At 69.3% G+C, this 16,275-nt stretch carries 18 protein-coding genes; 11 read left to right on the top strand and 7 right to left on the bottom strand.

The features are described from left to right. The first annotated feature begins 131 nt into the window (after positions 1–131). Positions 132–3,644: a PAS domain S-box protein gene (locus KQH53_03965; GenBank protein ID MCB2225811.1), complete on the top strand. Its 3,513-nt coding sequence runs from the start codon at positions 132–134 to the stop codon at positions 3,642–3,644. Here KQH53_03965 and KQH53_03960 read toward each other — a convergent pair. Together KQH53_03960 and KQH53_03955 are read right to left on the bottom strand one after the other, a co-directional pair. Beyond that, positions 3,641–4,408 carry an SDR family NAD(P)-dependent oxidoreductase gene (locus KQH53_03960; protein MCB2225810.1) on the bottom strand — a complete coding sequence of 256 codons (768 nt, stop codon included), beginning with the start codon at positions 4,406–4,408 and terminating at the stop codon, positions 3,641–3,643. The two genes, KQH53_03965 and KQH53_03960, sit on opposite strands and share 4 nt — an antisense overlap. Before the next feature lies 1 nt (position 4,409). Continuing rightward, a complete protein-coding gene (locus KQH53_03955; protein MCB2225809.1) occupies positions 4,410–4,760 on the bottom strand; it encodes a histidine triad nucleotide-binding protein in 351 nt (116 codons plus the stop codon). A gap of 88 nt (positions 4,761–4,848) precedes the next feature. Here KQH53_03955 and KQH53_03950 point away from each other — a divergent pair, with 88 nt between their 5' ends. The 3 genes from KQH53_03950 (at position 4,849) to KQH53_03940 (ending at position 7,208) form a co-directional block, all read left to right on the top strand. Next, positions 4,849–5,856 carry an esterase-like activity of phytase family protein gene (locus KQH53_03950; protein ID MCB2225808.1) on the top strand — a complete coding sequence of 336 codons (1,008 nt, stop codon included), beginning with the start codon at positions 4,849–4,851 and terminating at the stop codon, positions 5,854–5,856. A gap of 72 nt (positions 5,857–5,928) precedes the next feature. After that, positions 5,929–6,396, top strand: a complete 468-nt coding sequence (locus tag KQH53_03945; GenBank protein ID MCB2225807.1) for a DUF3124 domain-containing protein — start codon at positions 5,929–5,931, stop codon at positions 6,394–6,396. Further along, the gene (locus KQH53_03940) at positions 6,393–7,208 is read left to right on the top strand and encodes a kinase/pyrophosphorylase (protein ID MCB2225806.1); all 816 of its coding nucleotides are present in this window, start codon (positions 6,393–6,395) and stop codon (positions 7,206–7,208) included. The genes KQH53_03945 and KQH53_03940 overlap by 4 nt, the downstream gene beginning before the upstream one ends. On the opposite strand, the gene KQH53_03935 is transcribed toward KQH53_03940, so the two are convergent. Further along, complete coding sequence (locus tag KQH53_03935) at positions 7,205–7,828, bottom strand: TIGR04282 family arsenosugar biosynthesis glycosyltransferase (protein MCB2225805.1); 624 nt, start codon at positions 7,826–7,828, stop codon at positions 7,205–7,207. The genes KQH53_03940 and KQH53_03935 overlap by 4 nt on opposite strands. A gap of 127 nt (positions 7,829–7,955) precedes the next feature. Between KQH53_03935 and KQH53_03930 the strand changes: the two genes are divergently transcribed. The 4 genes from KQH53_03930 to KQH53_03915 all read left to right on the top strand — a co-directional run bounded on the left by KQH53_03930 (position 7,956) and on the right by KQH53_03915 (position 10,915). Continuing rightward, complete coding sequence (locus KQH53_03930; GenBank protein ID MCB2225804.1) at positions 7,956–8,324, top strand: hypothetical protein; 369 nt, start codon at positions 7,956–7,958, stop codon at positions 8,322–8,324. Between the two features lie 120 nt (positions 8,325–8,444). Beyond that, positions 8,445–9,029, top strand: a complete 585-nt coding sequence (locus KQH53_03925; GenBank protein MCB2225803.1) for a DUF2318 domain-containing protein — start codon at positions 8,445–8,447, stop codon at positions 9,027–9,029. Positions 9,030–9,039: 10 nt separating this feature from the next. Then, the gene (locus KQH53_03920; GenBank protein MCB2225802.1) at positions 9,040–10,197 is read left to right on the top strand and encodes an FtsX-like permease family protein; all 1,158 of its coding nucleotides are present in this window, start codon (positions 9,040–9,042) and stop codon (positions 10,195–10,197) included. 10 nt (positions 10,198–10,207) lie between these two features. Beyond that, complete coding sequence (locus KQH53_03915) at positions 10,208–10,915, top strand: ABC transporter ATP-binding protein (GenBank protein ID MCB2225801.1); 708 nt, start codon at positions 10,208–10,210, stop codon at positions 10,913–10,915. Here KQH53_03915 and KQH53_03910 read toward each other — a convergent pair. The 4 genes from KQH53_03910 to KQH53_03895 are packed head-to-tail and all read right to left on the bottom strand — an operon-like array spanning position 10,912 to position 13,728. Next, positions 10,912–11,706, bottom strand: coding sequence for an alpha/beta hydrolase (locus KQH53_03910; protein MCB2225800.1), 795 nt, complete (start codon positions 11,704–11,706; stop codon positions 10,912–10,914). The genes KQH53_03915 and KQH53_03910 overlap by 4 nt on opposite strands. Positions 11,707–11,722: 16 nt before the next feature. Beyond that, on the bottom strand, positions 11,723–12,484 hold the full coding sequence (locus KQH53_03905; protein ID MCB2225799.1) for a ZIP family metal transporter: 762 nt from the start codon (positions 12,482–12,484) through the stop codon (positions 11,723–11,725). Positions 12,485–12,490: 6 nt separating this feature from the next. Beyond that, positions 12,491–12,919: a hypothetical protein gene (locus KQH53_03900; protein MCB2225798.1), complete on the bottom strand. Its 429-nt coding sequence runs from the start codon at positions 12,917–12,919 to the stop codon at positions 12,491–12,493. A 5-nt stretch (positions 12,920–12,924) separates the two neighbouring features. Beyond that, complete coding sequence (locus KQH53_03895) at positions 12,925–13,728, bottom strand: DUF4412 domain-containing protein (protein MCB2225797.1); 804 nt, start codon at positions 13,726–13,728, stop codon at positions 12,925–12,927. A 182-nt stretch (positions 13,729–13,910) separates the two neighbouring features. Between KQH53_03895 and KQH53_03890 the strand changes: the two genes are divergently transcribed. The 3 genes from KQH53_03890 to KQH53_03880 all read left to right on the top strand — a co-directional run bounded on the left by KQH53_03890 (position 13,911) and on the right by KQH53_03880 (position 16,275). Continuing rightward, a complete protein-coding gene (locus KQH53_03890) occupies positions 13,911–14,477 on the top strand; it encodes a TlpA family protein disulfide reductase (protein ID MCB2225796.1) in 567 nt (188 codons plus the stop codon). 78 nt (positions 14,478–14,555) lie between these two features. Then, positions 14,556–15,254 carry a ribose-5-phosphate isomerase RpiA gene (gene rpiA, locus KQH53_03885; GenBank protein ID MCB2225795.1) on the top strand — a complete coding sequence of 233 codons (699 nt, stop codon included), beginning with the start codon at positions 14,556–14,558 and terminating at the stop codon, positions 15,252–15,254. 133 nt (positions 15,255–15,387) lie between these two features. After that, complete coding sequence (locus KQH53_03880) at positions 15,388–16,275, top strand: carboxypeptidase-like regulatory domain-containing protein (GenBank protein MCB2225794.1); 888 nt, start codon at positions 15,388–15,390, stop codon at positions 16,273–16,275.

The following is a 16,275-nucleotide window of genomic DNA, read 5'->3' as shown; positions in this document are numbered from 1 at the left end:
AACTCCCGGCTTTATGAAATGTTACGGGTCCGGGAAGGCAAGTCCAAATTTGACGGGAAGATGTATTGCTTATTCGGATTAACCTGCCATGATCCCATCGCCCCATTTCGCCCACCGACCTTGGTGACGGCATGTCCGACTCCCGCGAAACCATAAAGCGCTTGCAGGCCGAGGTGGCCGAGCTGCGCAGTCAGCTCACCCAGATGGCGCGCTCCAAGGAGCGCCAGCGCAGCCTTTACCAGCGCACCCCGGCCATGCTGCACTCGGTCAACGCCGAGGGGCGGCTGGTGGAGGTCAACGACCGCTGGCTGGAGGTGATGGGCTACCAGCGCTACGAGGTGCTGGGCCGCAAGGTATCGGATTTCTGGGCCCCCGAGCTGCGCCGCAAGGTGGACGAGCAATATTTGCCGCGCTTTTTCGAGCGCGGGGTGGTGGAGGATCTCCCCGGCCGGATGCTCGCCAAGGGCGGCGCGGTCCTGGAGGTGATGATCTCGGCCGTGGCCGACCGCGACGTATCGGGAAAGGTGATCCGCTCCCTCAGCGTGATCCGGGTGGTCACCGAGCAGAAGCGGGCCGAGGCCGCCCTCAAGAGCAGCGAGGCCCGTTTCCGCCGCATGGTCGAGAGCGCCCAGGAGGGGGTGTGGGAGGTGGACGCCCAGGGGCTCACCACCATGGTCAACCAGCGCCTGGCCGCCATGCTGGGCTACTCCCCCGCCGAGGTGCTAGGCCGCTCCTTCTTCGACTTTTTGTCCCCCGAAGAGCAGGAGCCGGCAACGCGCATGTTCGCCCGCCACCGCCGGGGGGCCCGGGAGCATCATGAGTTACGTTTGCTCACCAAGGATGGCCGGGACATGTGGGCCATCGTCTCGGCGGTGCCCCATCTCTCCGACCAGGGCGAGTTCTTGGGCGGCACCGCCCTGATCACCGACATCAGCGAGCTCAAGGAAAAAGAGAGCGAGCTGCGCCGCGAGCGCGACCGGGCCCAGCAATACCTGGACACCGCCCAGGTGATCCTCTTGGCCCTGGATCACGAAGGCCGGGTGATGCTCATCAACCGGGCGGGCACCGAGATCCTGGGCTGGTCCCCGGCCGAGCTGACCGGCCAGAGCTGGTTCGACACCTGCCTGCCCCCGGAAAAACGCGCCGGGGTGCGCCAGATATTCGAGCGCATCATGGCCGGCGAAAAGCCGCCGCTGTCCCAGGTGGAGAACCTGGTGCTCACCAAAAACGGCCAACGGAGGGCCGTGGCCTGGCACAACGCGCTGCTCACCGACGAGGCGGGCAACATCGTGGGCACCTTCAGCTCGGGCGAGGACATCACCGAGCGGCTGCATACCCAAAAGGAGCTGGCCGCCAGCGAGGCCCGCTTCCGGGAGCTGGTGGAGAACATCAAGGAGGCCTTCTGGGTCCAGGAGCCCGACAGCGGCAAGCTGACCTACCTCAGCCCGGCGGTGGAGGAGGTCTTCGGCCTCAGCCGCAAGTTCCTCTACGAAAACCCCCTGGGGCTTCTGGAGATGGTCTTGCCCGAGGACCGCAGCACCATGGAGCGGGCCCTGGCCGACCAGCGGATGCGCGGCGCGGACACCGACATCAGCTACCGCATCCAGCGGGGTGACGGCCAGGTGCGCTGGGTGCGCGCCCGCACCACCTGCGAGACTGGCGTCTCGGGGCGGCCCAGCAAGGTCCTGGGCATCGCCGAGGACATCACCGAGCGCAAGCAGGCCGAGCTGGCCCTGGCCAAGAGCCAGGAGAAGTTCGCCCTGGTCTTCCGCCACAGCCCCCTGTGGGTGACCATCAGCACCCTGGAGGACGGGGTCTACCTGGACGTGAACGACACCTTCAGCGAGATCACCGGCTTCGGCCGCCAGGAGGTGATCGGCCGCACCTCGGCGGAGGTGGGGGTGTGGGCCGATCCCGCCAAGCGCGAGGAGGCGGTGGGCTTGATCAAGAAGCTCGGCGCCCTCAAGGACTTCGAGGTGGACTACATCACCCGCGACGGCCAGCTGCGCCACGCCCTGTGGTCGGCCGAGCAACTGGTCCTGGACGGGCGGCCCTGCCTCATCTCGGTGCTTCGGGACATCACTCGGCGCAAGCTGGCCGAAAAGGCTCTCAGGCAGGCCAACGCCGCCCTGGAGATGGCCCAGGAGATGGCCGGCCTGGGCGCCTGGAGCGTGGAGCTGGGCAGCCGCTGGCCGGTGTGGTCCGACCGCATGTACGACATCATGGGGCGCGAGCCGGGCAAGGGCCCTCCGGAGTGGGAGGAGCTGCTGCGCATGTTGCACCCCGAGGACCGGGATCGCTTCGTCCTGGCGGTGGAGGATGTCTCCACCACCGGCCGGGACAGCGAGCTGGAGGTCCGGGTGGTGCGGCCCGAGGGCTCGGTGCGCTATCTCGCGGTGCGCAGCCAAGCCCAGCGCGACGACAAGGGCAAGGTGACGCGTCTGTACGGCATCGTGCGCGACATCACCGAGCGCAAGCGCTCCGAGGAGGCCCTTCGGGCCAGCGAGGAGCAGTTCCGCCGTCTGTTCGAGGACGCGGCCCTGGGCGCCTTCCAGTCCACGGTGGACGGCAAGGTTATCCGGGTGAACCCCGCCTTGGCCAGGATGCTGGGCTACGCCTCGCCCCAGGAGCTTTTGGAGCTCATCCAGCGCCGGGCCGAACTCTGCTACGCTCAGCCCTCCCGCCGCGAGGAGGTGCTCGCCATGGCTCAGGCCAGCGAGGGGCCGGTGCGCCTGCAAACCCTCTACCGCCGCAAGGACGGCAGCACCTTCATCGGGTTGCAGCATCTGCGCCTGGTGCGCGACGGCGAAGGCAGGGCCACGGGCCTGGAGGGCTTCGTGGAAGACATCAGCCGCCAGGTGGAGGAAGAGGCCTTGCGCCGGTCCCTGGAGCGCCGCCTGCGCCTGGCGGGCAAGATGGAGGCGGTGGGAACCCTGGCCGGGGGCATAGCCCACGACTTCAACAACCTCCTGGCCCGCATCATGGGCTATTGCGAGCTGGCTTCGGTGGAGCTGGAGCCCGGCCACCCCGCCCAGAAAAACCTGGCCGAGTCGCTGGATGCCTGCATGCGGGCCAAGGATCTGGTGCGCCAGCTCCTGGCCTTCAGCAGTTCGGCCCAAGGCCGCCGCCAACCGGGAGACCTGGGCGCGGTGTTTGATGAGGAGCTGAGCATCGTAGCCCCCGACCTGCCCGAGGAGATCGAGCTGGTCAAGGAGCTGGCTCCGGGGCTGGTGGCCCTGGCCCAGGCCGACCAGCTACAGCAGCTTTTGGGCCAGTTGTGCAACAACGCGGTGCAGGCCATGCAGGGCCGCCCCGGCAGGCTGGAAGTGCGCCTGAAGCGGGTGGAGCTGAGCGAGGCCGAGGCCGCCGCCCTGCCCGGCATGGAGCCCGGCCCCCACGCCCGCCTGACGGTGCGTGACGACGGGGTGGGCATGAGCCCCGAGGTGGCCGAGCAGGCCTTCACCCCCTTCTTCACCACCCGGGAGGTGGGCCAGGGCCACGGCCTGGGCCTGGCCGTGGTGCACGGCGTGGCCGAGAGCCACCAGGGATTGGCCAGCCTGGAAAGCGCCCCTGGCAAGGGCACCACGGTGACCGTGCTGTTGCCCTTGGCCTCCCCGGAGCCAACCGAGGAAGCGCCCGCCTAGGAGAGCCCCCGCCCGGCCAGCACCTGGCGGGCGTCCACCACCTTGCCGTTCAGCTCGCCCCAGTCGCCTTCCAGGGCGGTGATCAGCGCGCCGGCCGCCTGCTCCGGACTAAGGAGCTGGCGGCTCTCCTGGTAGTTGCGAAACACCGGGCGCAGCAGCTCGGCCGCGCCGCCGGTGGCTTCGCGGGCCTGGGCCTGCATGCGGGTTTCGGCCACGGCGGGGCGGTAGACCAAAGAGCATATCTCCGGGGCCTCTGCGGCCAGCTGCCCGGCGATGAACTCCTCGGCCGCCTTGGCCGCCGAGTAGATGCCGATGCCCGGCTGGTGGCGCTGGCTGGCTCCGGAGCCGAAAAACACCGCCAGGCCCCGCCCCAGGCGCTTGAGCTCCGGCACGGCGGCCCGCGCCAGGGCCAGGGCCCCGCCGTAATTGGCCGCCATCACCTCGGTCGCCTGTTTTGGCTCCAGCTCCCAGAGAAAGGGGCCCGGGGCCAGCACCCCGGCCACGTGGATGAAGCCCATGAAGCGGCCCAGCTCCTGGGCCCGCGCGGTCAGGGCCTGGGCCACCTGGTCATCGGAGCAGTCGCCGGGCACCGCCGTCGCCTTGGCCCCGGCCCGGCGGCAGCCGGCGGCCACGTCGTTCAACAGCCCGCGTTGGCGGGCGTTCAGGGCCAGGTTGATGCCCCGCCCGGCCAAGGCCAGGGCCAGGGCCCGGCCGATGCCCCGCGAGGCCCCGGTGATCATCAGGCTGTCTCCGGATGCGAGCATCTCAGCCCTCCCGCAGGATCATGGGCCCCAGGGGCCGCCCGCCGATGAGGTGCATGTGCAAATGCATTACCTCCTGGCCGCCCTCGGGGCCGGTGTTGATGATCAGGCGAAAGCCTTTTTCGGCCACGCCTTCCTTGGCCGCCAGGTCGCGGGCCACCAGGAGCATGTGCCCGGCCAACTCCGCTTCCCCGGGCCCCAGCTCGTTCAGGCTGGCGATCTCCTGGTTGGGCACGATGAGAATATGGGTGGGCGCGGCGGGGTTCACGTCGCGGAAAGCGGTCACCAACTCGTCCTGGTGCACGATGTCGGCCGGGATCTCCTTGGCGATGATCCGGCTGAAAATGCTGGGCATGGCTGCCTCCCTGGGTGCGATGCAGGATGGATTAAAGCAATCGATGCTTCTATTATAGGGCAAGCCGCCCGCATTGCCGGAGGAACCCGTGCGCGTCCGCCTTTGCCTCAAACGCCTGCTGCCCGTCATCTCCCTGGCCCTGCTCCTGGCCTGCGCCGCCTCGCCGCCCTACCCCGCCGGGGCCGAGGGCCGCGCCGCCGTGGTGCGGTCCGAGGCGGTGGAGCTGGACGCCGCCGACCGCGCCCGGGTGACGGTGGGGCCCTTGCGCTATTTGGGCGGCCTGGAGCTGAGCAGCCCGGACCCGGCCTTCGGGGGGCTCTCGGGCCTGGCCCTGGGCCCGGACGGGGCGCTCATGGCCATCAGCGACAAGGGCTGGTGGCTCAGCGCCCGCCTGGAGAGCGGCAAGGACGGCCGTCCCCTGGCGGTGCAGGGTGCCCGCCTGGGACCGCTGCTGGGCGAGGACGGCCTGCCGCTCAAGGGCAAGCGCAACTCCGACGCCGAGGGCCTGGCCGCCTGGAAGGGCGGCTGGCTGGTCTCCTTCGAGCGCCGCCACCGCCTGGCCTTCTATCCCCCGCCCCAGGGCCTGGGCGGGCGGCCCCGCCCCCTGGTCATGCCCTCCTGGCTGGAACGCTTCCCGGCCAACAGCGGAGTAGAGGCGGTGGGCGTGCTGGCCGATGGCCGTTTGCTGCTCCTGGCCGAACAGGACGACGGCGAGGCCCGCAGCCTGGGGGCCCTGGGCGACGGCCATGCCTGGCAAAAGGTGGGCTATCCCCTTAGCGGCGGCTTCCACCCCACCGCCCTGGCCCCCCTGCCGGGTGGCGGCTGCCTGGTCCTGGAGCGGGCCTACAGCCTGGCCCAAGGCGCGCGGGCCAGGCTGGGCTTTCTGCCCGCCGAGGCCCTACGGCCCGGGGCCGAGCTGCGGCCCCGCGTATTGGCCACCCTGGCCCCGCCCCTGACCACCGACAACTTCGAGGGCCTGGCCGTGTTGCCCGCCGGGCCGGGCCGTCTGCGGGTGTATCTCATGTCGGACGACAACTTCTCGCCAATGCAGCGCACCCTGCTCCTGGCCTTCGAGCTGCCTTGGCCGCAACCTTGATCCTTTGCCCTTGGCTAGGCGGGCGCGGTGGGGCTAGGCTATAAGGTACGAGGACTCTCACAAGGAGCTTTCATGAGCCTTAAACGCGCCGCCCTGGTCCTGCTCGCCGCCCTGGCCGCCCTGGGCGCGGCCTCCCCGGCCTTGGCCCAGGGGCCGCAAAGCGGGGCCATCTACGCCCCCCTGTATCAAACGGCGGTGATCGACCACCGGAACCGCACCCTGGAACTGACCGCCACCCTCTACGTGCGCAACCCCAACCCCGCCGTTGAGCTGCAAGTGGAGTCCATCGTGATCCACGACGGCAAGGGCAAACAGCTCAAGCAGCTCATCCCCAAGGTTAAAATCCTGGCCCCCCTGGCCACCCTGCACCTGCTGGTGCCCCAGTTGCCCAGCTCGGTGAGCGCGCCCAGCGCGCTGGTGCGCTGGCGGGGCGGGGAAAAGGCCGCCCCGCCCCTGGTGGAGGTGCTGATGATGGGCACCGCGGGGCAGCAGGGCATCTCGCTCACCACCAACGGGACCCCCCTCCCCGCCGGGCCATGAGCGCCGACCGCCGCCGGGTGAAGCTCTACGTGCTCTCGGACGCCACGGGCATCACCGCCGAGCGCATGACCCGGGCGGCGCTGGTGCAGTTTCCCAAACAGGTTCACGCCGAGGTGGTGCTCCGGGCCCACCTCAAAACTCCGGCCCAGCTCCAGCGGGTCCTGGACGAGGTGCGCTCCGATCCCGGCCTGGTCATCTACTCCCTGGTGGAGCCCGGCCTGCGCCGCGAGGTGGGCCGCGAGCGCGGCGAGGGCGGCCTGGAGACCTACGACCTCCTGGGCCCGCTCCTGGAGCGCATGGCCCGGCGCTTCCGGGCCAGCCCCAGCCTGCACCCCGGCCTGATGCACCTGGCGGGCAAGGAGTCCATGCGCCTGGCCGCGGCCATCGACTTCACCCTGCGCCACGACGACGGGGCGGGCCTGGAAAACCTGGGCCGGGCCGATTTGATCATCATGGGGGTGAGCCGCACCTCCAAGACCCCCACCAGCCTCTATCTGTCGTGCAACCACGGCCTCAAGGTGGCCAACGTGCCCATCGTGAAGGGCATGGACCCCCCGGCCAAGCTGTTCAGCCTAAAGCGGCCCCGCAAGGTGGGGCTGATCATCGCGCCCGAGGTGCTGGCCGCCATCCGGCGCAACCGCTACCAGGGCCGCCATGTGCCCGGCTACAACGACGCCCGCGACGTGGCCCGCGAGCTGGCCTACAGCCACGAGATCTACGACCTGCTCAAGGGCATCAAGATCGTGGACGTGACCAACTTACCAATTGAAGAAGTAGCGGGGCGGATTCTCAGGCGCACGGGGCTCGCCTAGGCCAAAAGCTCGGGGTCTTCCTCGCGCCAGTAAGCCAAATCTTCGGGCGTGTCCAGGTCGCGCAGGGGGGAGAGCAGCTTGGCGGCGAGGCCCAACTCCACGGCGCGGGCTTGCACCCCGGCCAGGCTCTCCCAGGCGGGCGGGTCCAGCAGGCCCGGGGCCAGGCCGCTGAGGCCGATGAGGTAATAGCCGCCGTCCGTGCTGGGGCCCAGCACCAGGGGGGCCTCCTCCAGGGCGGCCAGGGCCTGCACGGCGTGCCCGCCGGTGAGGCCGGGCAGGTCGCTGCCCACCAGCACCGCCCGGGGCGCGCCCTGGCTCAGGGCCCGGTGCAGGGCGTAGAGCATGCGTGCCCCCAGGTCGCCGGGGCCTTGGGGGTGGTAGAGCAGGGCGTCGCCCAGCCAGGCGCGGGCCGAGGCCTCGTTGCCCCCGGTGTAGCACACCTCCAACTCATAGAGCGCCTCCACCGACCGGGTGCCCAGGCGTAGGGCCAGGCGGCGGCCCAGGCGCTCCTGCAAGGCGGCGGCGCCCTCGGCCCCCAGGGCGGGGATCAGGCGGGTCTTGGCCTGGCCGGCCACCGGCAGGCGGGTGAAAAATATGACGCGGGATAGGGTGGTTTGCATGTCTTCCATTGTAAGGCATGCGCCGCGTCCAACCTTCCCCTGAAGACACAAAATAATCCCTACTAATTAAGTTGACTATCGACCCCGGCGAAGCTATCTTTGGGATAATGTCCCTTAGGAGGAGTCCTTGCCCAAAGGCTTGATCATCGTGGCCCTGTGTCTGGCCCTGCTTGCCCCGGCCTTGCCGGCGGTGGCCGCGCCGTCGCCTGCCCCCTGCGCGGCCATGGCGGCCATGCCCGGGGGCCACGCCGAGATGCCCGGCCCGGCGGGGTGTTCCCACGCCCGCCGCACCGGTCGCTGTTGCCTGGAGAAAGCTCCCTGCGACAGCCGTCCCCTGGCCCTGGTCTCCTCCCCGCGTCCCCAAGCCCCGGCGGCCCTGGCCATGATCGCCGCGCCTCTGGCGCGCCCCCTGGCCTCGCGGCCCGCGCCCGTGCCCCGGCCCCGCGCCCGTGCCCCGGTGCCCCTGTACCTCAGCCACGCCTCTCTGTTGATCTAAGCGCTTGGTCCGAGGCTCGTAGGAGCCTCCCGCGCCCCCGCGCCCGTGGGCGGTTGCCCTCGTGCGCCCGCGCCCCCGTGCGCATCAACCAAGCGAACCAAAGATCCACAGGAGAGAATCATGCCTAAGCAGAAGCAGAGCAACGCCCCCGCCACCAATGACAAGAAGGCCCAGGTTTTGGGCGAGAGCAAAAAAAGCGGTTCCAAGGTCCTGGCCATGGGCCTGGTGCTGGCCGGCATCATCCTGGCCGGCGGCATGGCCTGGTGGACCATGGGCGGCGCCGGCAACAGCCAGCCCGCGGCCACGGCCCCGGCGGCCCAGCAGGCCGCGGCCCAGTCCGGGGATAAAATCGTGATCCTGCCGGTGAAGATGTTCGCCGACGGCAAGGCCCGCCACTTCGAGCACAAGCTGGCCGACGGCGTTACGGTGCGCTATTTCGTGGTCAAGAGCTCCGACGGCATCATCCGGGCGGCCTACGACGCCTGCGACGTGTGCTGGCCCAGCGGCAAGGGCTACTACCAGGACGGCGACGTGATGGTCTGCGCCAACTGCGGCCGCCGCTTCCCCTCGGTGAGCGTCAACGAGGTCAAGGGCGGCTGCAACCCGGCCCCGCTCCGGCGCGAGGTCAAGGGCGAGCAGGTGGTCATCCGCCTGGCCGACATCGCCCAGGGCCGCCAGTACTTCGACTTCGCCAAGAAGGGCTAGGGCTAACCCCATGAACCTGACCGACATCGCGCTGCTCAATCTGCGGCGCAAGAAGGCCAAGGCGGCCTTCGTCCTGGCCGGGCTCCTCACCGGGGTGGCCACCATGGTGGCGCTCATGGGCCTGGGCTCGGCGCTCACCCACGAGGTGAACCACAAGCTGGAGAAGTACGGGGCCAACATCCTCATCACCCCCAAGAGCGACCAGCTCAACCTCTCCTACGGCGGCCTAAGCCTGGGCGGCTTTTCCTTCGCCACCCGCGAGATCAACCAGGCCGACCTGGCGCGCATCCGCCACATCGAGAACTCGGCCAACGTGGCCGCCGTGGGCCCCATGGTCCTGGGCCGGGTGGAGGTGGGTTCGCGCCCGGTCCTGCTGGCCGGGGTGGACTGGCGGGAGGCCCATATCCTCAAGCCCTGGTGGAAGGTGCGCGGGGCCGAGCCCAAGGCGGGCCAACTCGCCCCCGGGGCCGAGGCCGCCCGCCTATTGAACCTCAAGCCCGGCGACAAGCTGACCCTCAAGGGCCGCGAGCTCACGGTGAGCGGCGTATTGGAGCCCACCGGCAGCCAGGACGACCACCTGTTGTTCATGCCCCTGGCCCCGGCCCAGGAGCTCCTGGGCAAGGGCGGCCTGGTGTCCATGGTGGAGGTGGCCGCCCTGTGCAAGGACTGCCCCATCGACGCCATGGTGGCCCAGATCGGCCGGGCCCTGCCCGGCGCCAAGGTCATGGCCATCCAGAGCGTGGTCAAGGGCCGCATGGAGACCATCGCCTCTTTCCGGCGCTTCGCCCTGGGGGTGTCGCTCTTGGTGGCGCTGTTGGGCGGGCTGGTGGTGTTGGTCACCATGATGGGCAGCGTCAAGGAGCGCACCAACGAGATCGGCATCTTCCGGGCCATCGGCTTCCGCTCCGGCCAGGTGATGCGGGTGGTGCTCACCGAGGCGCTCATCCTCTCGGCCGCCGCCGGGCTGCTGGGTTATGTGGCCGGCCACGGGGCCGGCGAGCTGGCCCTGCCCTGGTTCAGCGAAGGGGGCGGGGTGCACCTGGCCTGGGACCCGCTCCTGGCCGCCGCCGCCCTGGGCCTGGCCCTGATCTGCGGGGCCCTGGCCAGCCTCTACCCGGCCTGGATGGCCTCCCGCCTGGACCCGGCTCAGGCGCTGCGCACCCTGTAGGAGAAATGTCATGAGCTTTATTAAAGCGAGCGATCTGCACAAGACCTACGGCTCCGGCGCGGCCAAGGTGAGCGCCCTGGGCGGCGTGAGCCTGGAGATAGACACCGGCGAGTTCGTGGCGGTGATGGGCCCCTCGGGCTCGGGCAAGTCCACCCTCCTGGCCGTGCTGGGCGCGCTCAACACGCCGGAACAAGGCGGCTACACGGTGGACGGCATCGAGGTCTTCGGCCTCAACCAGAACCAGCGGGCCGACTTTCGGCGGGAGTACCTGGGCTTCGTGTTCCAGAGCTTCAACCTGGTGCCCTATCTGAACCTGGCCGAGAACGTGATGCTGCCCCTGGCCATCAAGCGCCTGCCCAACAAGGAAAAGCTGGCCCTGGCCCATCTGGCCCTGGAGCGGGTGGGGCTGGGGGGCAAGGAGGCCCGCCTGCCCGGCGAGGTGAGCGGCGGGGAGCAGGAGCGGGCCGCCGTGGCCCGGGCCCTGGTCAACCAGCCGCCGATTCTCTTGGCCGACGAGCCCACCGGCAACCTGGACCAGGCCAACACCCAGCGCATGATGGAGCTGCTGCAAAACCTGGGCTCCGAGGGCATGACCATCGTGATGGTCACCCACAGCGCCACCTGCGCGGGCTATGCCGACCGGGTGCTCAACATGCGCGACGGCTTGTTGGAGGGCGAGGAGACGGGGCCGATGCTGGCGGCGGCTTGTATGCCTTAGGTGGCGGCTTCCATGGCGGGCAATAGCTCCAGGAAGCGGCTCAGCATGGCGTTGATCTGCTCGGGCACCACCAGCATCATGAAGTGGCCCGAGCCGATCACTTGGCCATAGAGGGCCTGGGGCTTGAGGCGCAGGAGATTGTCGCGGGGGGTGCGGGGTGTGGCCCCGCCCACGTAGAGCAGGGGACAGGTCACTCTTTCCAGGGTGGCCTGTCCCTCCCAGTTCACCACCGCCCTGACCAGGCCCCGTGATACGTGCAGGGGCGCGGCGCTTACCGCCTCCAGCACCCGCTGCTTGATCTCCGGCGGGTCGCTGGGCAGGAACATGGGCTCCAGCCAGGCGGCCAGGGCCTCCACCGGCGGCTCGCTCTCCAGGCGGGCCAGCATGGCGGGCAGGGCCTGTTGCTTGGCCTTGGCCGTGGCCAAAAGGGTGGTGTCCAGGCACATCACCCCCCGCACCAGCTCCGGGTGGCGCGCGGCCAAAGTGACCGCCACCGCGCCCCCCAGGCTGTGGCCCATGACCACCACCCGCTTGAGGCCCGCGTGGCGGCACAGGGTGGCCGCCTGCTCGGCGAACCCCTCCATGCTCAGCTCCACCGCCGGCTTGTCGCTCTGGCCGTGGCCCAAGAGGTCCGGCACCAACACCTGGTGGCGGGGCGCGAAGCGCTCCACTTGAGCGGCGAACTGGCTGTGGTCGCCCCACATGCCGTGAATGAACAGCAGCGGCGGGCTGCCCTGCTCGCCGGATAGCTGATAGAAAATCCGGTGGCCTTGATAGTCGCTGAAGGGCATGGTGCTCCTCCGGGGCTCAGTGGCCGATGTAGGCCTCCAGGGCCAACAGGGCGGTGGTCAGCCCCAGGCCTAGGGAGAACCAGGGATAGGAGGACTCGCGCTCGGTGGGCAGCTCCTCCTTGAAGACGTTGTAGAGGATCGACCCCGAGAGGAAGGCGATCATCAGGCTCACCGCCAGCACGTTGATGGGGTCGGTGAGCGCGGTGACCACCCAGCCCGCCCCCAGGGAGCCAACCAACAACAGCCGTCCGCCCTGGTTGAAACGGCGGGGGAAGTGGCGGTTCAGGCCCCGGTCAGTGAAGGTGAAGTGCAGGGCCATGGCCGCGGTGAAGATGGCCGCGTAGCCCAGGCCGGTCTGCACCCGGAGGGGCATGGTGTAGGTGATCAAAAAGTTGTACAGGCAGTACATGCCCAGGTGCAGGGCGTAGACCTTGCCCTCTGCCGAGGGGCTCCGCTCGGCCGAGCGCATGGCCAGCAGCTCCAGGCCGTAGTAGATGGTGAAGCCCAGAAGGGCCACCATGAAGATGCCCAGATCCAACAGCGGCGTGAGGTGCTCCACCTGCCCCAGCACCTCGCCCACCGCGTCGCGCCCCTCCACCAGCTCGGGCAGCATGTGCAGAAAAACGTAGGCCACGGCCACGCCGCCGGCAAAAGAGCGCAGCCGCTTCTCGTTGCCGCCGGGGATGCGCGCCACCACCCGCGAGAAGTAGTGGGAGAGCATGAGGACCAGGGTGATGACCAGGGCCTCGACGATGCTCCCCAGGCGGATGAACTCCATGGTGGCCTACTGTTCCTTTTTCCGCTGGCCCCAGGTGTTGAGCTGCTCCAACAGCTCCCGCTCCATCACCGGGCTCCAGGTCTCGCGCCACTTGCCGTCGCGGGAGAAGTACAGGTGCTCCACCAGGATGCTCTTGCCGCCGGACTCCAACACCCCGGCCACCTTCACCGGGCGGTTGAGGTGGCGGGCCAGGATGGCCCGGTCCAGGTTGGGCAGATAGTAGAATTCGCCGTCCTTCACGTACAGGACGAAGGTCTTCTCCAGGGCGATGAGAGGGTCTTCCATGTTGATGGGGCAGAGCTGGCCCCGGGTCACGCAGTTCAGGCCCTGGATGGAGCCCTGCCACTCCCCGGACTTGGCCGGGGCTTGGGCCACGGCCACGGCCGCGACCAGGGCCAGGGCCAAGGCGATGAACAGGATGGTGAAACGGGGCATGGGGTCTAGCGCATCATGTCTTGGAAATTGACCTGCTTGTAGCCCGCCGGCGGGGAGAAAACCTCCTTGCCCAGGGACTTCTTTTCGGCCTTGGTCACCTTCATCACCGTCTGGGCCCCGCCTCGGCCGTAGTCGGTGATCATCATGGGCATCCCCTTTTGCCACAGCTTCATCATCTCCGGGGAGGTGCGCCAGCCGGTGCCCGGGCCCCGGTTGGGGCCGCCCATGCGCATGGAGTGCACCAGTTCCATCATCTTGCCCATGTCCAGCTCGTCGTGGAAACCGGGCAGGTCGGCCATCCACAAGTCCTGACGGTGGCGGCCGTCCACCCAGACCTCGTACTTGCGCGACTTGTAGCCAGCGATGTCCTGGTAGCTGCCCGTGGCCTTGATGTCAACCTGGTGGTCGGAGCGGCGTCCACCCATCATGCCGCCCTTGCCGCCCTTGCCGCCGGGGCCGCCCCGGCCCATGCGCTGGGCCATCATGGCCCGCATCTGCTCACGCTGCTCCGGGGGCACGCTTTTGAGGGCCTGCTCCATGCGGGCGTCCAGAGCCTGGTTCATTTGCTGGTTGAGCTGCTGCGGCTTGCCGGTCCAGTAGACCTGGCGGCCGGGATTGAGCATGGTCACGGTGCCCTGGTTCAGGTTGTAGATGACGCCGCGATCCCCCGCGCCGGCGCGCATCATGTTTTTTTGCAAATACACGGTGCTGGGGCCGCCCGGGGTCTCTTGCTGCATCACCCAGCCGGCCTGGGCGGCGGTAGCCACCAGCAGGATGGCCAGGGTGGTCACACACGCACGGATGGTCATGATCATCGCTCCAAATTGGTTGGGGTCTCCACTTGCAAACCTATATATGAGGTTACGCTGTGGGCCCGGTCCAGGCAAGCGTGGCGCGGGCGTCCGGGGCTGGGGCAGGGGCGGGTTTTTTTGCTAACATGAATGAACGGGCCCCGCCGGGAGCCCCGCCAACGCCGCGCAAGGAGGAGCCCGTGCCACGACTGATCGCCCTATTGGCCGCCCTGGTTTTGCTCTGCGGCTCCGCCCCCGCCCTGGCCAAGGCCAAAAGCAAGGTGGTCCTGGGTGAGCCCTTCCCCCCGGCCAGCTTCACGGCCCCCAAGGACGCCGCGGCGCGGGCCTATCTGGGCCTGGCCCCGGGCGAGGAGCTGGACCCCTCCAAGATCCCGGGCCGGTTGGTCATCGTGGAGTTTTTCAACATGTACTGCCCCCACTGCCAGAAGGAGGCTCCCAAGGTCAATGAGCTCTACCAGCTGATCCAGGACAAGGGCTGGGGCGACAAGATCAAGCTGGTGGGCATCGGGGCCAAGAACAGCGCCTACGAGGTAAAGGTTTTCGTGGAGCACTTCAAGGTGCCTTTCCCCATGGTGCCCGACCGCACCCTGAAGACCCTGGACCTGCTGGGCGAGGCCTTCACCCCCCATTTCGTGGTGATCCAGCGGGGCGGCCAGGGCCAGAAAGTGGTCTACTCCCAGAGCGGGCCCATCCCCCCGCCGGCCAAGTGGCTCAGCGAGCTGGCCGCCGGGGCGGGGCTCAAATAGGGGCCATCGCGGCGCTGGCCAGGCGGGGCGGATCGTGCTACACATGCGGGGCAAAGAGGCCCTAACGAGAGGCGAGGCATGAGCGACGAGCAGACCAGGTTGAAGCAGTTGGCGGCCGACGCCGCGGTGGAGCAGGTGAAGTCGGGCATGGTGGTGGGGCTGGGCCACGGCAGCACCGCCTTGCTCTTCGTGCGCTCCCTGGCCAAGCGGGTGGCCTCGGGCGAGCTCACCGGCATCGTGGGGGTGGCCTGCGCCCTGGCCATGGAGGCCGAGGCCCGCGAGCTGGGCCTCACCGTGTCCAGCTTGGACGAGCACCCGGCCATGGACCTGACCGTGGACGGGGCCGACGAGGTGGACCCCTCGCTCAACCTGATCAAGGGCGGCGGCGGGGCCCATCTGCGCGAGAAGGTGGTGGCCCAGGCCTCCAAGCGCGAGATCATCATCGTGGACGAGTCCAAGATGAGCCAGCGCCTGGGAGAGAAATGGGCCATCCCGGTGGAGGTGGTGCCCTTCGCGCTCAAGCCCTTCAGCGACTACGTGGCCTCCCTGGGGGCCAAGCCCAAGCTGCGCCTGGCCTCGGGCGGGCGGCCTTTCCTCACCGACCAGGAGAACTACATCCTGGACTGCGACTTCGGGCCCATGGACGACCCGGCGGCGGTGGCCCGTTCCCTGGAGGGCCGGGCGGGCATGGTGGAGCACGGCCTGTTCCTGGGCCTGGCCGACGAGGTGATCGTGGCCGGGGAGGGCGGCATCCGGCGCATCAGCCGGGAGCGCTAGGCGCTCAACGCCCCGAGCGATTTGCGGCCCGCGCCCTGGTTGGCGCGGGCCTTGCCATTGGGGCCGGGCCGCTGGACCAAATGGCGAGAATAATTTATGGTGTAGGTGCTTTTACCAACCCTTGGGAGGCCCCATGCCCCGCGCGATCCTGCTAGCGCTGTTGCTGATGCTCCTGGCCCTGGGCCTGGCCGGGAGCGGTCTGGCCCAGTCGCCGCCCGGCCCGGGCGGCACCGGCCTGGACGACCTGAAGTACCGGGCCGTTTACGGCCGTCCCCCGCCCCCGCCCGACGCCCAGCCCAAGACCGGCTCCGGCTCCACCAGCACGGACAAGGAAGGCAAGGACGCCGAGCAGGAACAACCCAAGCCCCAATACCGCTGGGGCAACGACCCCCTGCTGAGCCCTCAGGCCGGGGGCGCGGCCCCGCCGGCTACCGCCACCCCCGGCTCCCCGGCCCCGGCGGCGAGTGGGGCGCAGCCCGGGACCGCGCCCGCGCGGCCCGGCGCGGCCCTGCCGGGCGCCTCGGGCTACGCGACGTCCCTACCCAGCGAAGAGCCGGGCGACCTGCCCGGCACCCAAAGCGGCGACGGCGGCGACGGCCCCCCGCCCCCCCGCCCATCCACTGCCCCCGGCTCGGCGCCCAGCCGCCTCATCGAGGTGCAGGTGATAAACGGCAGCGGGGTGCCCATCGCCAACGCGCGGGTAAGCGTGAGCAGCGGGGTCAGCGGACGGCCCATGGGCGGCTACACCAACGACCTGGGCCTCTACCGTCTGCGGGTGCCCTGCTTCCAGGCCGGGACCCAGCGGGGCCTGGTCTATAGGGTGCAGGTGGTCAGCGGCATGGACATGGGCTCCCAGTTGGTGGAGAACGACCGCTACAACTGCAACCGCAGCGTGCGGGTGAGCCTGGTGCTGGAAGAGGGTCAGCGGGAGCGGGCCATCCGGAACGAGTACCGCCGCCGCCAGTTCTTGTATCAGCAGGAAGATATACAGGACGCCCCCAAGGGGCAGGAGCCGGAGTAG

Source organism: Desulfarculaceae bacterium (assembly GCA_020444545.1).
Taxonomy (GTDB): Bacteria; Desulfobacterota; Desulfarculia; order Desulfarculales; family Desulfarculaceae; genus Desulfoferula.
Note: the sequence above shows the minus strand (reverse complement) of the source record. Positions and strands in the feature narration are given on the sequence as shown.

Excerpts from the sequence above, each read along its gene's own strand:
- KQH53_03910 (MCB2225800.1), bottom strand. The coding sequence starts at position 11,706 with ATGCCCTTCAGCGACTATCAAGGCCACCGGATTTTCTATCAGCTATCC.
- KQH53_03880 (MCB2225794.1), top strand. The coding sequence starts at position 15,388 with ATGCCCCGCGCGATCCTGCTAGCGCTGTTGCTGATGCTCCTGGCCCTG.
- KQH53_03895 (MCB2225797.1), bottom strand. The coding sequence starts at position 13,728 with ATGACCATCCGTGCGTGTGTGACCACCCTGGCCATCCTGCTGGTGGCT.
- KQH53_03920 (MCB2225802.1), top strand. The coding sequence starts at position 9,040 with ATGAACCTGACCGACATCGCGCTGCTCAATCTGCGGCGCAAGAAGGCC.
- KQH53_03965 (MCB2225811.1), top strand. The coding sequence starts at position 132 with ATGTCCGACTCCCGCGAAACCATAAAGCGCTTGCAGGCCGAGGTGGCC.
- KQH53_03955 (MCB2225809.1), bottom strand. The coding sequence starts at position 4,760 with ATGCCCAGCATTTTCAGCCGGATCATCGCCAAGGAGATCCCGGCCGAC.
- KQH53_03940 (MCB2225806.1), top strand. The coding sequence starts at position 6,393 with ATGAGCGCCGACCGCCGCCGGGTGAAGCTCTACGTGCTCTCGGACGCC.
- KQH53_03900 (MCB2225798.1), bottom strand. The coding sequence starts at position 12,919 with ATGCCCCGTTTCACCATCCTGTTCATCGCCTTGGCCCTGGCCCTGGTC.
- rpiA (MCB2225795.1), top strand. The coding sequence starts at position 14,556 with ATGAGCGACGAGCAGACCAGGTTGAAGCAGTTGGCGGCCGACGCCGCG.
- KQH53_03925 (MCB2225803.1), top strand. The coding sequence starts at position 8,445 with ATGCCTAAGCAGAAGCAGAGCAACGCCCCCGCCACCAATGACAAGAAG.
- KQH53_03935 (MCB2225805.1), bottom strand. The coding sequence starts at position 7,828 with ATGCAAACCACCCTATCCCGCGTCATATTTTTCACCCGCCTGCCGGTG.
- KQH53_03905 (MCB2225799.1), bottom strand. The coding sequence starts at position 12,484 with ATGGAGTTCATCCGCCTGGGGAGCATCGTCGAGGCCCTGGTCATCACC.
- KQH53_03960 (MCB2225810.1), bottom strand. The coding sequence starts at position 4,408 with ATGCTCGCATCCGGAGACAGCCTGATGATCACCGGGGCCTCGCGGGGC.
- KQH53_03915 (MCB2225801.1), top strand. The coding sequence starts at position 10,208 with ATGAGCTTTATTAAAGCGAGCGATCTGCACAAGACCTACGGCTCCGGC.
- KQH53_03945 (MCB2225807.1), top strand. The coding sequence starts at position 5,929 with ATGAGCCTTAAACGCGCCGCCCTGGTCCTGCTCGCCGCCCTGGCCGCC.